Source organism: Ideonella sp., assembly GCF_036277275.1.
In the GTDB taxonomy this organism is placed as follows: domain Bacteria; phylum Pseudomonadota; class Gammaproteobacteria; order Burkholderiales; family Burkholderiaceae_C; genus Ideonella.
In genome coordinates this window covers 20,368-34,568 of the sequence record NZ_DASUNH010000107.1, presented here as the reverse complement: position 1 = coordinate 34,568, position 14,201 = coordinate 20,368, and the positions used below count along the sequence as shown (strand labels likewise).

Here is a 14,201-nt window from a genome sequence, read left to right as displayed (position 1 = left end):
CGCCATCGGTCGTGGCCAGCCACTGGGCGAACAGGCTCAGGTCGCGCCGGTACGCGGCCAGCGTGTTGGCGGCCAGACCGTCTTCGACCCACAGCGCCGAGACGAAGGCATCGATCAGCGGGTCGGTCGCGACCGGCTTGGCCGCCGCCTTCGGGCGTCCGAGGCGGGGCTTCTTCGGCGCGGTGGCGCCGCTCATGGCGCCGCCTGGGCCAGTGCCCAGTCGATGTGCTCACGGACCAACGGTGAGCTCGCCTCGCGCTCGGCCACCAGCGCCGCCTTCATCGCCGCTGCATCGACCGCCCCTGCGGCGAGCGCATTGCCCAGCGCCACTGCCAGATTGCGGCGCCAGCGCTCGTGGCCGATGCGGCGGATCGCGCCGCCCTCGGTGCGACGCAGGAACTCAGCTTCGTTCCAGGCCCACAGCTCCAGCAATTGCGCGCCACCGAGCGGCTCACGCTCATCGAAGTCCGGCAAGGTGCTGCGTTGCGCGTACTTGTTCCACGGGCAGGCCAGCTGGCAGTCGTCGCAGCCGTAGATGCGGTTGCCCATCGCGCGGCGAAACTCGACCGGGATCGGCCCGCCCTGCTCGATCGTCAGGTACGAGATGCAGCGCCGTGCATCGAGCTGATAAGGCGTGAGGATCGCCTGCGTCGGGCAGGCCTGGATGCAGGCCTCGCAGCTGCCGCAATGGGGCGTCACCGGCTCGGTCAACGGCAGCGCCAGGTCGACGAAGATCTCGCCGAGGAAGAACATCGAGCCGCCTTCGCGCGACAGCGCCAGCGTGTGCTTGCCGCGCCAGCCCAGCCCGCTGCGCGCGGCCAGCTCCACCTCGAGGACCGGCGCCGAATCGGTGAACACGCGGTAGCCGAACGGGCCCACGGCCTCGGCGATCTGGTCGGCGAGCGCTTGCAGGCGCTGGCGCAGCACCTTGTGGTAGTCGCGCCCCCGGGCATAGACCGAGACGATGGCCTCGCCCGGCCGTTCTTGCCGCTGCCATTCATGTTCGACCCAGCCTTCGGCCGTGCCGAGCGGCAGGTAGGCCATGCGCGCGGTGATCACGCGCACGGTGCCTGGCACCAGCTCGGCGGGGCGCGCACGCTTCAGCCCATGGGCCTGCATGTAGCCCATCTCGCCGTGAAAGCCGGCGGCCAACCAGTCCAGCAGCGGCTGTTCTGCACTGGAGAGGTCGACATCGGCCACACCGATCTGGGAGAATCCGAGCGTGTGAGCCCAGCCGTCGAGTTGTCGCGCCACCCGTGCGATTGCCTGCTCGACTCCTGAACCTTGACTCATCCGACGATTCTAGAAACCCAGTCCCTGCCCTGGCCCGATGAAGCGGCCTGTGGACGCTTCGCCTTTGCGCTGGCCCACGCGATCACCACCCACCCTGCGTTGCAGGACGCGCGCCTCGAACTCGATGGCCCGCTGGGTGCAGGCAAGACCACATTCGTGCGCCATTTGTTGCGCGCCTTGGGCGCCACCGGTCGCATCAAAAGCCCCACTTACGCCGTTGTTGAGCCGTATTCGTTGCCTTTGGGCAACGGCCAATCACTCGCAGTGTCGCATTTCGACTTCTATCGATTCGACGATCCGCGCGAATGGGCCGATGCGGGCTTTCGCGAGGTCTATGCCGCGCCCGGTTTGAAGATCGCCGAGTGGGCCAGCAGGGCCGCACCGCAGTTGCCGCCGCCCGATCTGGTGCTGACCATCGAACCCATGGCCGACGAGCACCGCGAGGTGCGCGCCGAGGCCTTCAGCAAGGCGGGCCAGCAACTGTTGGCCGCGGCAGCAAAGGAGCTGGCCTGATGCGCCGGCGCAACCTGCTCACAGGCGGCCTGGGCACGGTCGTGCTCAGCTTCGGGCCGGCGCAGTTGGCCTGGGGCTCGGCGATTGTCGCGGTGCGGGTCTGGCCTGCGGCCGAGTACACCCGCGTGACGATCGAGTCGGACCAGTCGCTGATCGCCAACCACTTCGTTGCCGACAACCCGCCGCGGCTGGTGGTCGACATCGAGCACCTCGAGCTGAGCCCGGCGCTGCGCGAGCTGGTCGGCAAGGTGCGCTCCGACGACCCTTACATCTCGAGCGTGCGCGTGGGGCAGAACCAGCCGCGCGTCGTGCGCTTGGTCATCGACCTGAAGCAGGCGGTCAAGCCGCAGCAGTTTGCGCTGACGCCGGTGGCCGCCTACCAACACCGGCTCGTGTTCGACCTCTACCCGACCGAAGAGCCCGACCCGCTGCTGAGCCTGATTCGCGACAAGGACACCGCCGAGCGCGAAGCCGCCCAGGAGGTGCAGGACGCACTGGGCGAATTCATTGGCCGTGTCGACAAGCCGCTGGCGCAGTCGAACGCCAACACATCCGGCACGGCGCCGACGCCCCGCCCCCCGGCCGCGCCCCCGCCGCCGACCGCCGCGCAAAAAGACCGCATCAACCGCCTGATCGTGGTCGCGATCGACCCCGGCCATGGTGGCGAAGACCCTGGCGCCATCGGCCCCACCGGCTTGAAGGAAAAAGACGTCGTGCTGCAGGTCGCGCTGCAACTGCGCGACAAGCTCAACACCAAGCCCGGCATGCGCGCGATGCTGACGCGCGACGCGGATTTCTTCGTGCCACTGAAAGATCGAGTCGCCAAGGCGCGGCGGGTGCAGGCCGACCTGTTCGTGTCGATCCACGCCGATGCCTTCTTCACCCCCGAAGCCCGCGGTGCGAGTGTCTTCGCGCTGAGCCAGGGCGGCGCCACCAGCACGGCGGCCCGCTGGATGGCACAGAAGGAAAACGCGGCCGACGTGGTCGGCGGCGTCAACGCCGCCACCAAGGACAAGCAGGTGCTGCGCGCATTGCTGGACATGAGCACCACCGCGCAGATCAAGGACAGCCTGCGCGTCGGCAACGAAGTGCTGAGCCGCATTGGCTCGGTCGGCCGGCTGCACAAGCCCAAGGTCGAGCAGGCCGGCTTCGCGGTGCTGAAGGCGCCCGACATCCCGTCCATCCTGGTCGAGACGGCGTTCATCTCGAACCCGGACGAAGAAGACAAGCTGCGCGACCCCGACTATCAGCAGCGCCTGGTGCAGGCGCTGTTCAGCGGCATCGAGCGTTACTTCGCGAAGAACCCGCCGCTGTCGCGCAACCGGGCGACCTGAAAACAGCGGCCGCTCAGGCGCTCAGGTCGCCAGCGCGGCACGCAGCACGCCACGCAACGCGTTGCACACGACCAGTGCCTCGGCCTGCTCGACATCTTCGCGCGTCAACCGGCGCTCGGCCGCGTCCCAGTTCGGATCGGCCAGCAGCTGCCCGCGCATCACGCCGGGCAGCACGCCATCAGCCAACGGCGGCGTCAGCCAGCGGCCATCGACCAGGGCGAAGACGCTGCTGCGCCCTCCCTCGAGCAACACACCGTCTTCGCGCAGGAACAGGCTGTCGAAGGCATCGGCCGCCATCGCCGCCTGCACCCCGCGGTCGTAGACCATCCGGTCGCTGGTCTTGTGCACGGCCAGCGGCCGGCCGAGCGGCAGCGTCTCGTCGGCCCAGCACAGCAAGACCGGGCCTTCGGGCAGCGGCGCAAGCGGTGCGTGGCGCCAGTCGGCGCTGCCATCGTGGCGCAAGGCCAGGCGTACGCGCGAATCACCCGAGGGTGCCAGCGACGGCCGAAGCGTTTCGAAGCCGGTGCGCAGCGCTGTTTCATCGAACGGGAAGCCCAGCTGCGCGGCACTGGCGGCCAGCCGCGCCATGTGCTGCGGCCACAACGGCACGCCGGCGCCAGGCGCATAGCGCATGGTTTCGATCAGCGCGAAGCCGGGGTCCAGGCCGGTGAGGAAGCGGGCCTTCAGCCGGCACTCCGCGCGCTCACTGGCCGCTTCGCTGTCCAGCACGATGCCGGCGCCGACACCCAGTTGCAGCGGTGCCAGGCCGTCGCGGCTCTCGCCCAATGTCAACGTGCGGATCGCGACCGACAGGCAGAAATCGCCAACGCTCGCGCCATCGGGCGCATCGACCCATCCGATCGCCCCGCAGTACAGCCCACGCCGCGTCGTCTCCAGCGCACGGATCAGCCCCATCGTGTGGTGCTTGGGCGCGCCGGTGATCGAACCGCACGGGAAGGCCGCGCGCAACAGGCCTGGCATGCCAATGCCGGGGCGCAAGTGCGCCTGTACGGTCGAGGTCATCTGCCAGACCGTCGCATAGGGCTCGACCGCGAACAGCGCCGGCACCTGCACCGAGCCCAGTTCGGCCACGCGGCCCAGGTCGTTGCGCAACAGGTCGACGATCATCAGGTTCTCGGCCCGGTTTTTCTCGTCAGCGCGCAGCCACGCGGCCTGCGCCGCGTCGGCCACCGGATCGGCCGAATGCCGCGGCGCTGTGCCTTTCATCGGCCGTGCCGTCAGCGTGCCCGCCTGGTGCCGCAGGAACAGCTCGGGCGACAGCGATAGCACGTGTCGCGCGAAGCCCGCCAGCGGCGGCAGCGAGATCAGCGCGCCGTAACCCACCGGCTGGCGCGCCCGCAACCGCCGGTACAGCGCCACCGGCGAGCCGTAGGCCTGGCCGTTCAGGCGGTATGTGTAATTGACCTGGTAGGTCTCGCCGGCCTCGATGGCCTGGTGGATGCGCGAAATCGCAGCGTCGAAGTCGACATCGCCAATCGACGGCGTGAGCCCCATCAAACCGGCCACCGTCGGCTCGGCTTCGTTCCGATCCCGCGCGACCAACCACGCGTCTGCTTTGTCCGGAGTCAGCAGATCGAGCTGCTGGAACATCAGCACCCGCAGGCCGCCCACGGCACCCGCGCCACCTGCACCGCCCGCCGATGCGACGCCTTGCAGCGCCACGCCCCATTCGTAGTCGGCCAGCAGCACCGCATGCAGGCCGGCGCGTTGGTCTGCCTCGACGGCCGCCCAGGTCACATCCAACTCGGCGGCAGTGGCCGCGCGATGCTCGCGCACGAAGCCGTGGTAGCAACGGCTGCGGGCCGGCGAAACCTCGGCGCCGTCATACGACCCGAGATCGTCCAACAGCGCGTAAACGTGGGTCGCTGCGACGCTCACGCCGCGGGCCGGGCACTGGCGCCCGCCTGCTTGCGGCGCCCTCGCCAGGCACCGGCAAGGATCAACAGGCCGGGGATCAGGATCATCGCCCAGATGATCTTTTCGAGGTTCTGCTTGACCCACGGCACGTTGCCGAAAAAGTAGCCGGCCAGCGTGATGCTGCCGACCCAAAGCGCACCACCGGTGATGTCGAAGAAGGTGAACCGGCGCCGTGTCATCAGCGCCACGCCGGCCACGAAGGGCGCGAAGGTGCGCAGGAAGGGCATGAATCGGGCGACCACCAGCGTGACGCCACCGTAGCGCTCGTAGAAGTCGTGCGCCTTCAGGAAGGCCTGCTTGTTGAACCAGCGCGAGTTCTCCCACTGGAAGACCTTCGGGCCGACGTGCTTGCCGATCGTGTAGTTGCTCTGGTTGCCGGCCACCGCGGCGGTGAACATCAGCGCCAGCGAGGTGGTCAGGTCCATCAGGCCGACACCGCACAACGCGCCCACCACGAACAGCAGCGAGTCGCCAGGCAGGAACGGCATCACGACCACACCGGTCTCGACGAAGATGATCGCGAACAGCAAGGCGTAGACCCAGACGCCGTACTGGGTGACGAATGCCGCCAGATGCTGGTCGACGTGGACGACGAGGTCGACCAAAAAGGCAAGAAGCTCCATGGAAGGGGATTATCCCCAGCTGGCGCACCCCGCCCGGAATGCCCCGGTGACTGCCTACAATCTGCGCAGGGTGCCGGCGCTGCGATCAAGCGCCGGCAGGCATGTGCAACGGTCGGGCCGCCTTGCGGACCACCAACGACCATGCGGCGTCTCGTGCCGCGTTTGCCATGCTGACCACCCTTGTCATCCTTTTCGTGCTGTCCTACGCGGCGATCGCGCTGGAGCACCCGCTGAAGATCAGTAAATCCGCGTCAGCGCTGATTGGTGCCGGTGCGATGTGGACGGTCTACGCCCTCGGCGCGGCCGACGCCCACGCGCTGGGTGAGCAACTCGGCGAATCGCTGATCGCCACGGCTCAGATCGTGTTCTTCCTGATGGGCGCGATGACGATCGTCGAAGTCGTCGATGCGCACCACGGCTTCGAAGTGGTCACCAGCCGGATCAAGACGTCTCGCCTGCCGACGCTGATGGTGCTCATCGGTGTCGTCACCTTCGTCCTCAGCGCGATCCTCGACAACCTCACCACCACCATCGTGATGGTGTCGCTGCTGCGCAAGCTGATCGATCGCCGCGACGACCGCCTGCTGTTCGCCGGCGTCGTGATCATCGCGGCCAACGCGGGTGGCGCCTGGTCGCCGATCGGCGATGTCACGACGACGATGCTGTGGATCGGCGGTCAAGTCACCGGCCAGGCCGTCGTCACGTCGCTGTTGCTGCCGTCGATGGTCTGCCTCGCGCTGCCGCTGTCGATCGCCGCGTTCATGGTGCGCGGCCGCACGGCTGCCATCCCGCAGCCAGAACTCGACGCCTGCGTCGGGCCGCATCGGGTCCATGGAGGCGGCATCATGTTCGTGCTGGGCCTGGCGATTCTGTTGGCGGTGCCGGTCTTCAAGACGGTGACCCACTTGCCGCCCTTCATGGGCATCCTGTTCGGCCTCGGCCTGCTCTGGCTGGTCGGCGACATCCTGCACCGCGGCACGGACGATCGCGACAGGCAACGGCTGACACTGGCGCACGCGTTGAGCAGGATCGACATGGCTTCGATCATGTTCTTCGTCGGCATCCTGCTGGCGGTTGCCACGCTGGAGCACACGCATGTGCTGAAGTCCCTGGCCACCTGGCTGGACCATGCCGTCGGCAGGCAGGACCTGATCGTGCTCATCATCGGCATCGCCAGTGCGGTCGTCGACAACGTGCCGCTGGTCGCTGCAACGATGGGCATGTACGACCTGGCGACCTACCCCACCGATCACTTTCTTTGGCAGTTCCTGGCCTACTGCGCGGGCACCGGGGGCTCGATCCTGGTCATCGGGTCGGCGGCGGGCGTGGCCGCCATGGGGCTGGAGCGGATCGAGTTCGGCTGGTACGTGAGAAACATCAGCCTGCTGGCGCTGCTGGGCTACCTTGGCGGCGCAGCCACCTACCTGCTGCAGGGGTTGGCCCGCTGACCAGGTGCCGCCAGAGTCCCGCCAAGGCCCGCAAACAGCCCGCGCTGCGAGCGGGGCCGGCGTGAGGCTTCCTACAATCCCACCATGACAGACTTGGCCACCGACACCGCCGCCCCCGAGGCCACACTCGCGCGGCGCCCGATCCGCGAGCTGCCCGACGAGCTGGTGAGCCAGATTGCCGCCGGCGAGGTCGTCGAGCGCCCGGCGTCGGTCGTGCGTGAGCTGGTCGACAACGCGCTGGACGCCGGCGCGACGCAGATCACCGTCAAGCTGATCGCAGGCGGCATCCGCGCGATCGTGGTCGAAGACGATGGCGGCGGCATCCCGGCCGAAGAGCTGCCGCTGGCGATCAAGCGTCACGCGACCAGCAAGATCCGCTCGCTGGCCGAGCTGGAAGGCGTCGCGACGATGGGTTTTCGCGGCGAGGCGCTGGCCGCGATCGCCTCGGTGTCGGAGCTGGCCATCGTCAGCCGCACGACCGATGCCCCGCACGCGCAACGCCTGGACGCGCGCAGTGGCGAGCTGCAGCCCGCAGCCCGCGCCGTGGGCACCAGCATCGAGGTGCGTGAGCTGTTCTTCAGCACGCCGGCGCGCCGCAAGTTCCTGAAAAGCGAAGCCACCGAGCTGGCCCATGCGACCGAAGCGGTGCGCCGCCACGCGCTGGCCCGGCCGGACGTCGGCTTCGCGATCTGGCACGAAGGCAAGCTGGTCGAGCAATGGCGCCGCGCGACGCACGAGCAGCGCATGGCCGATGTGCTGGGGCCTGAGTTCGTGGCCGACAGCCGCGCGGTCGAGCACGCGGCCGGCCCGATGCGCATCCTCGGCCGCGCCGGGCTGCCCGAGGCCTCGCGCGCCCGGCCCGATCACCAGTACGCCTACGTCAACGGCCGCTATGTGCGCGACAAGCTGGTGGCCCATGCGCTGCGCAGCGCCTACGAAGACGTGCTGCACGGCCAGCGCCAGCCGGCGTACGTGCTGTTCATCGACATCGAGCCGACGCGCGTCGACGTGAACGTGCACCCGACCAAGATCGAGGTGCGCTTTCGCGAATCGGGCGAGGTCTACAGCGCCGTGCGGCGCGCCGTCGAGGGCGTGCTGGCCGCGACCGGCGGCAGCCCGATGGGGCGTGCCGTCGAAGCCATCGTCTCGCCACAGCCAGTGACACAGGCGCGGCCAGTCACCCCCGCGCAGCCACCCAGCGGCCTGCCCTGGGGCGCACAGCAGCAGCGGCTGAGCCTGGCCGACCTGGGCACCTTGTACGCCCGCGAGGCGCCGGCCCCGTGGTCAGTGCCAGCTACAGCGCCCATTGCAGGCAGTGCAACACCGTTCGCCGAAGCCGCCCGCAGCGCCGAGCCGCAGGCACCGGCCGAAGCCAACGACTGGCCGCTCGGCCGCGCGTTGGCGCAGCTCTCCGGCGTCTACGTGCTGGCCGAGAACGCCCAAGGCTTGATCGTGGTCGACATGCATGCGGCCCACGAGCGCATCGTCTACGAGCGCCTCAAAGCCGCCGCGCGGCAGGCGCCGCTGGCCGCGCAGCCGCTGCTGATCCCCAGCACCTTTGCCGCGACGCAGGAAGAGGTGGCGGTGGCCGAGGCACGGGCGACCGACCTGGCCGCGCTGGGGCTGGACATCTCGCCGCTGGGCCCGACCACGCTGGCGGTGCGTGCGCGCCCGGCCGCCCTGCCCGACGCCGACCCTGTCACACTGGCCCGCTCGGTGCTGCGGGAACTGGCCGATTTGGCCGAGGCCGACGCCGGGCGCATGATCGAGCGCGCGCAGGACGAAATCCTCGCGACGATGGCCTGCCATGGTGCTGTTCGTGCCAACCGCCGGCTGACGATCGAAGAAATGAACGGGCTGCTGCGCCAGATGGAAGCCACCGAGCGCGCCGACCAATGCAACCACGGCCGGCCTACCTGGCGCCAGGTCACGATGAAGGAACTGGACGCGCTCTTCCTGCGCGGACGCTGACACGATGACCATCAACTCCGACCGCAACATCCAGCGCACGCCCAAGCGTGCCACCCGCGCCGCCACGCCGGCCGCGCCCGCGGCTGCTGGCAGCCCTGCCCCGGCGGCACCGTCGGCACCCGCGCCTGCCACATCCAGCGTGCCGGTGCGCTACCAGCCGTCGTCCAAGCCGGGGTATGGCCCCTCGCCATCATCCGGACGCCCGCCGCGGCCTCCCGCGCCAGGCGGGTACCACCCGAACCCGCCGCGGCCGCCTGCAACTGGTGCCTCTCGCCCGAACCCACCGCGCCCCCCCGCCCCCGGCGCGTCACGACCGAATCCGCCCCGGCCTCCGGCGGCGGCCCAGCCCGGCGGCCCGCGCCGCGTCGCCCGCGACGAAGCACCGCCGCCGCAGGTCAGGCCCGCACCGCGCCCACCGACCCCGCGCACGTCGGACGCCGAAGGCATCCGCCTGTCCAAGCTGCTGGGCGACCGAGGCCTCGCCTCGCGCCGCGAAGCCGACGACTGGATCGCCGCCGGCTGGGTCAAGGTCGATGGCCAGATGGCCGTGCTGGGCCAGCGCGTGCTGCCCAACGCCAAGATCGAGGTCGACCCGCTGGCGCACAACCAGCAGGCGCAACGCGTCACGATCCTGCTGAACAAGCCGATCGGCTACGTGTCGGGCCAGGCCGAAGATGGCTATGAGCCGGCCAGCGTGCTGGTCACCGGCGCCAACCACTGGCCGGACGACCCGCACAAGCGCCCCTTCCACCCCGGCCACGGCCGCCACCTGGCCCCGGCCGGCCGGCTGGACATCGACTCCACCGGCCTGCTGGTGCTGACGCAGGACGGCCGCATCGCCAAGCACCTGATCGGCGAAGACTCCGACGTCGAGAAGGAATACCTGGTGCGTGTGGAGTACCTGGGCGAAGGCACGCTGCCCGAGGCCGACCTGAAGCGCCTGCAGTACGGCCTGATGCTCGACGACAAGCAACTGAAGCCCGCCAAGGTCAGCTGGGCCAACGAAGACCAGCTGCGCTTCGTGCTGCGCGAGGGCCGCAAGCGCCAGATCCGCCGCATGTGCGAACTGGTCGGCCTGAAGGTCGTCGGCCTGAAGCGCGTGCGCATTGGCAGCGTGGTACTCGGCAAGCTGCCCGTCGGCCAGTGGCGCTACCTGGGCCCGCACGAAAGGTTTTGATGAGGCCCCCACGCCCCTCCCGGGGCTGCCCCCCGAGGGGGCTCGCGCAGCGGACCGGCATAGCCGGATCCGCGCACGCCACTTGATGCGGGCGGCGCTTCGCGCGCCCGGAACTATCAGGTCCCGAGCAGTTCGACCTCGAACACCAGCGTCGCGTTCGGCGGGATCACGCCCCCGGCACCCCGCGCGCCATAGCCCAGGTGCGGCGGGATCGTCAGCACGCGGGTGCCGCCGACCTGCATGCCCTGCACGCCCTCGTCCCAACCGCGGATCACCATGCCGGCGCCGAGGTCGAATTCGAACGGATCGTTGCGATCCTTGCTGGAATCGAACTTGCGGCCACGGTTGTTCGGCGCCGAGGCGTCGAAGAGCCAGCCGGTGTAGTGCACGGTGACGCTGTCGCCTTCCTTGGCGATCTCACCGCTGCCGACCACCACGTCGTCCATCTGCAGCTGGGGCCGCTCGGGCGTCGGCAGCAGCTCGACCTCGAACACCAGTGTCGCGTTCGGCGGGATCACGCCGCCGGCGCCACGCGCGCCGTAGCCCAGCTCGGCCGGGATCGTCAGCACGCGCGTGCCACCGACCTGCATCCCCTGCACGCCTTCGTCCCAACCGCGGATCACCTGGCCGGCGCCGAGCGCGAACTCGAACGGCTCGCCGCGGTCCTTGCTGGAATCGAACTTGCGGCCGCGGCCATCGGCCGCCTGCGGGTCGTGCAGCCAGCCGGTGTAGTGCACGGTGACCGTCTGGCCAGCCTTGGCGGTGTCGCCACTGCCGGTGACGCGGTCGTCGATCTGCAGGCCGCTGGGGGTGCTCATGGGGATCCTTTCGTGGTCGATGGCGCCGCGGCCTTTCCCGCGGCGAAGGCGGGGATCATGCCACCGCTGGGCCCTCCTGGCGGCTTCAAGTGACACATGGGCCATCCGTGCTGGCTCCAAATGACGGCAGGCTCTGCTGAATCTCGAGTGGGTTACCCGACCCGTTCGACCCGCCAAGGCGAGCGGCAGGTGCGCAACACGTCCTGTCGGTCGATCCTCGACGCGGTAGCCACGGCCAAGGCCACCTGCCAGTCAACGACCAGCTCGGGAGATTGCCGCGCGACTGACCGGGCCCGAAGGTACTGCTGACGTTCGACCTACGCCGCCGCTCATCCGATCGGCGATTGATGCGCATCAACGCGCAGCGCTCGTGGCAGTGGACAGTCTGGTCCGATGATCGACTCGGCGAACACCAGTGGGGTGACCGGTGACGCTCCTGCAGAGACTGTTTCCGGCTGGGCGCTGGGAAAGCGCGCGCGGCGCATCCTGCTGGCCCTTCACATCACCTTGACCTGCGTCTGGCTGGGCGCGCTGGCTGTCACGATGCTGCTCGTCGGCGCGCAGCAGGCACACCCCGTCGCGGCATGGCGCCCCGGGCTCGACCGCGCGGTGCTGCTGGTTCACGACACGCTGATCGTCAACGCCAGCTACGGCTTCATCCTCACCGGGTTGTTGTTCTCGCTGTTCACGACTTGGGGGGCCTTTCGCCTGTGGTGGGTGTCGCTGAAGTGGATCCTGCTGGCCGGACTCGGCTTGGCGCTGCCGCTGTGGGTGGCACCTCATGTCAGCGCCATGTCGGCCTTGTCGGACGCGATGTCGGGAGAAGTGTCGGGCCAGGCCGCGTATGCGGCGCACGCCCAGGCCGTGATGCTCGCCAGTGCCTTGCAGGCGGCCGTGCTCGTCGGCATCGTTGCCATCTCGGTCTTCAAACCCTGGGGCCCGCGGCCGGCGCTCCGTCAGTGGCCGCGCGCAGTGGCGCTCGGCATCGCAGCACTGGTCGTGGTGGCGGTTGGCGGCAACCTGTGGGTGCAGAACGTGCAACTCGAAGGCTACCGCCAGCCGCCGGTCACCGCCGTGGATGTGGGTGCTCTGCGCGACGGAAGCTATGAGGGGCAGGACACGCAAGCCGGCTTCGTCTACCGGGTGCGCGTCCGCGTAGCCGCGGGACGCATCGAGCGCGTCGAAGTGCTGTCGACACGCGACAGCGACTACGCACGCCTGGCAGCGCTTTCGATCGACAAGCTCGCGGGGCGGGCACACAACGACGTCGATGCGATTTCAGGCGCCACCACCACCAGCAAGGCGCTGCTGCGCGCCGTGTCCGATGCCCTGCAACACGCGCCTCGACGGGAGGCTCCGCCGTGAGCGATGCAATCAAGCGCCGCGCGCTGTGCCTGGGTTTCGGCGCCTTCGCGCTCGGCGCACGCGACACGTTGGCCAGCCAGCAGACGCCGCGTTCGCAAAGCTCGTTCGCGTTCGGGACCACCGTGCGCGTGCGGGCGATTGCAGCCGATGGCCGGACTGCCGAGACCGCCTGCGCAGCCGCGCTGAGCGCGATCCATCGTGTCGAGCGGTTGATGAGCCTGTACGACGCCGGCAGCGAGATCAGCCGCCTCAACCGCCACGGCCGGCTCGTCCGGCCCGATCCGTGGACCGTGACCGTGCTGCGCCAGGCGCAGGCGCATGCCGCGAGCAGCGGCGGCGCATTCGACGTGACGGTGCAGCCGTTGTGGCAGCTGTTTCAGCGTCATGCCGGCCATGGCGGTCTGCCGTCCGAGGACGATGTGGCCGCGGTGCGATCGCTGGTGGGCTGGCGCGGCCTGCAGGTGAATGAAGCCGAATCGAGACTGGCGCGTGCAGGCATGGCTGTCACGCTCAATGGCATTGCGCAGGGCTTCGCCGCCGATCGTGCCTGTGAAGCGATGCGCGCTGTGGGAGCTGTGGCCGGGCTCGTCGACGCGGGAGAACTCGCGAGCATCGGGCGAGCGCCCGCCGGGGAACCATGGTCGGTGGCCTTGCAGGTTCCGCACCACGGCCGCGAAGAGCTCATTTCGCTGGACGCCTGCGTCGCCACATCTGCTGACGGCCCGAGCCACTTCAGCGCGGACCGGCGCCACCACCATATCTTCGACCCAAACAGCGGCTGGTCGCCGACCGCGCTCAGCGCCGTCAGCGTGGTCGCGGCCACTGCGACCCAGGCCGACGCATGGTCAACGGCCATCATGGTCGGCGGGGACAGGCTGGCGCGCCTTGCCCTGGCGAGGCGCGCAGTGCAACGCGTCTGGCTCGTCGACAAGCAAGGTCGAGCGACTTGGCTCGCATAGCGCCGGTGCGTTCCATGCACGCAGCCCCTTCAGCGCCGCGCCCCGATCCTTCGGCCGATGGACCGATCTTTGTCGCGCGGGGCCTCACCAAGATCTACACGATGGGCGAGGTGCAGGTGCACGCGCTGCGCGGGGTCGATCTCGAGATTTTCGCGTCGGAGTTCGTGGTGCTGCTCGGGCCGTCGGGCTGCGGCAAGTCGACGCTGCTGAACATCCTGGGCGGCCTGGATACGCCCACCGGCGGGTCCGCGACCTTTCGCGACCATGACCTCACGCACGCCAGCGAGGCTGAACTGACCCGCTATCGCCGCCAGCATGTCGGCTTCGTGTTCCAGTTCTACAACCTGATCCCGTCGCTCACCGCGGTCGAGAACGTCACGCTGGTGACCGAGATGTCCGACCGTCCGATGCGCCCCGACGAGGCCCTGGCGCTGGTGGGTCTGGCCGACCGCCTCCACCACTATCCGTCGCAGATGTCGGGCGGCGAGCAGCAACGCGTGGCCATCGCGCGCGCCATCGCCAAACGCCCGGACGTGCTGCTGTGCGACGAACCGACCGGCGCGCTGGACTTCGCCACGGGCAAGATCGTCCTCGATGCGATCGTGCGGATCAATACCGAACTGGGCACCACCGCCGCGGTGATCACGCACAACGCGCCGATCGCGCAGATCGCCGACCGCGTCATGCGCATGGCCGACGGGCGCATCGCCTCGGTGGAACGCAACCCGTCCAAGTTGCGGCCGGAGCAGATTTCGTGGTGAC

Annotated in this window: 13 protein-coding genes and 1 pseudogene; 8 read left to right on the top strand and 6 right to left on the bottom strand. The window is 69.3% G+C overall.

Annotation, left to right across the window (positions count from 1 at the left end; genetic code table 11):
* Together VFY73_RS18535 and queG are read right to left on the bottom strand one after the other, a co-directional pair.
* A partial coding sequence (locus tag VFY73_RS18535) for a site-specific integrase (protein ID WP_329721480.1) occupies positions 1-196 on the bottom strand: 196 nt, incomplete at its 3' end.
* Positions 193-1,293 (bottom strand): tRNA epoxyqueuosine(34) reductase QueG, encoded by a 1,101-nt coding sequence (gene queG / locus VFY73_RS18530; RefSeq protein ID WP_329721478.1) that lies wholly within the window; start codon positions 1,291-1,293, stop codon positions 193-195. The genes queG and VFY73_RS18535, both read right to left, overlap by 4 nt.
* On the opposite strand from queG, the gene tsaE reads away from it, so the two are divergent.
* Complete coding sequence (gene tsaE, locus VFY73_RS18525; RefSeq protein WP_329721476.1) at positions 1,285-1,806, top strand: tRNA (adenosine(37)-N6)-threonylcarbamoyltransferase complex ATPase subunit type 1 TsaE; 522 nt, start codon at positions 1,285-1,287, stop codon at positions 1,804-1,806. The genes queG and tsaE overlap by 9 nt on opposite strands.
* Positions 1,806-3,140, top strand: a complete 1,335-nt coding sequence (locus tag VFY73_RS18520) for an N-acetylmuramoyl-L-alanine amidase (protein ID WP_329721474.1) — start codon at positions 1,806-1,808, stop codon at positions 3,138-3,140. The genes tsaE and VFY73_RS18520 overlap by 1 nt, the downstream gene beginning before the upstream one ends.
* A gap of 21 nt (positions 3,141-3,161) precedes the next feature.
* Here the strand turns inward: VFY73_RS18520 and VFY73_RS18515 are convergent, their stop codons facing one another.
* The gene (locus VFY73_RS18515) at positions 3,162-5,039 is read right to left on the bottom strand and encodes a chorismate-binding protein (protein ID WP_329721472.1); all 1,878 of its coding nucleotides are present in this window, start codon (positions 5,037-5,039) and stop codon (positions 3,162-3,164) included.
* On the bottom strand, positions 5,036-5,701 hold the full coding sequence (locus VFY73_RS18510; RefSeq protein WP_329721470.1) for a VTT domain-containing protein: 666 nt from the start codon (positions 5,699-5,701) through the stop codon (positions 5,036-5,038). Before VFY73_RS18510 ends, VFY73_RS18515 begins: the two co-directional genes overlap by 4 nt.
* Before the next feature lie 167 nt (positions 5,702-5,868).
* On the opposite strand from VFY73_RS18510, the gene nhaD reads away from it, so the two are divergent.
* From nhaD to VFY73_RS18495, 3 genes are all read left to right on the top strand, one after another.
* Positions 5,869-7,149, top strand: coding sequence for a sodium:proton antiporter NhaD (gene nhaD / locus VFY73_RS18505; RefSeq protein ID WP_329721468.1), 1,281 nt, complete (start codon positions 5,869-5,871; stop codon positions 7,147-7,149).
* 84 nt (positions 7,150-7,233) lie between these two features.
* Complete coding sequence (gene mutL, locus VFY73_RS18500) at positions 7,234-9,120, top strand: DNA mismatch repair endonuclease MutL (protein WP_329721466.1); 1,887 nt, start codon at positions 7,234-7,236, stop codon at positions 9,118-9,120.
* Positions 9,121-9,124: 4 nt separating this feature from the next.
* The gene (locus VFY73_RS18495) at positions 9,125-10,297 is read left to right on the top strand and encodes a pseudouridine synthase (RefSeq protein WP_329721464.1); all 1,173 of its coding nucleotides are present in this window, start codon (positions 9,125-9,127) and stop codon (positions 10,295-10,297) included.
* Positions 10,298-10,413: 116 nt separating this feature from the next.
* On the opposite strand, the gene VFY73_RS18490 is transcribed toward VFY73_RS18495, so the two are convergent.
* Positions 10,414-10,743, bottom strand: a complete 330-nt coding sequence (locus VFY73_RS18490; RefSeq protein WP_329721482.1) for an FKBP-type peptidyl-prolyl cis-trans isomerase — start codon at positions 10,741-10,743, stop codon at positions 10,414-10,416.
* 27 nt (positions 10,744-10,770) lie between these two features.
* A pseudogene (locus VFY73_RS18485) lies at positions 10,771-11,115 on the bottom strand (FKBP-type peptidyl-prolyl cis-trans isomerase); the annotation flags it as partial.
* Between the two features lie 393 nt (positions 11,116-11,508).
* Here VFY73_RS18485 and VFY73_RS18480 point away from each other — a divergent pair.
* Genes VFY73_RS18480 through VFY73_RS18470 form a run of 3 tightly spaced genes read left to right on the top strand, consistent with a single transcriptional unit; the run spans position 11,509 to position 14,200 of the window.
* Positions 11,509-12,480 carry an FMN-binding protein gene (locus tag VFY73_RS18480; RefSeq protein ID WP_329721462.1) on the top strand — a complete coding sequence of 324 codons (972 nt, stop codon included), beginning with the start codon at positions 11,509-11,511 and terminating at the stop codon, positions 12,478-12,480.
* Entirely contained in the window at positions 12,477-13,439 is a 963-nt protein-coding gene (locus VFY73_RS18475) for an FAD:protein FMN transferase (RefSeq protein WP_329721460.1), read from the top strand. Before VFY73_RS18480 ends, VFY73_RS18475 begins: the two co-directional genes overlap by 4 nt.
* Positions 13,440-13,453: 14 nt before the next feature.
* On the top strand, positions 13,454-14,200 hold the full coding sequence (locus VFY73_RS18470; RefSeq protein ID WP_329721458.1) for an ABC transporter ATP-binding protein: 747 nt from the start codon (positions 13,454-13,456) through the stop codon (positions 14,198-14,200).
* Position 14,201 lies beyond the last annotated feature (1 nt).

What these genes read in the sequence shown, in the direction of transcription:
- VFY73_RS18520 (WP_329721474.1), top strand. Translation starts at nt 1,806, where the DNA reads ATGCGCCGGCGCAACCTGCTCACAGGCGGCCTGGGCACGGTCGTGCTC.
- nhaD (WP_329721468.1), top strand. Translation starts at nt 5,869, where the DNA reads ATGCTGACCACCCTTGTCATCCTTTTCGTGCTGTCCTACGCGGCGATC.
- mutL (WP_329721466.1), top strand. Translation starts at nt 7,234, where the DNA reads ATGACAGACTTGGCCACCGACACCGCCGCCCCCGAGGCCACACTCGCG.
- VFY73_RS18480 (WP_329721462.1), top strand. Translation starts at nt 11,509, where the DNA reads ATGATCGACTCGGCGAACACCAGTGGGGTGACCGGTGACGCTCCTGCA.
- VFY73_RS18490 (WP_329721482.1), bottom strand. Translation starts at nt 10,743, where the DNA reads ATGGACGACGTGGTGGTCGGCAGCGGTGAGATCGCCAAGGAAGGCGAC.
- VFY73_RS18495 (WP_329721464.1), top strand. Translation starts at nt 9,125, where the DNA reads ATGACCATCAACTCCGACCGCAACATCCAGCGCACGCCCAAGCGTGCC.
- VFY73_RS18470 (WP_329721458.1), top strand. Translation starts at nt 13,454, where the DNA reads ATGCACGCAGCCCCTTCAGCGCCGCGCCCCGATCCTTCGGCCGATGGA.
- VFY73_RS18510 (WP_329721470.1), bottom strand. Translation starts at nt 5,701, where the DNA reads ATGGAGCTTCTTGCCTTTTTGGTCGACCTCGTCGTCCACGTCGACCAG.
- queG (WP_329721478.1), bottom strand. Translation starts at nt 1,293, where the DNA reads ATGAGTCAAGGTTCAGGAGTCGAGCAGGCAATCGCACGGGTGGCGCGA.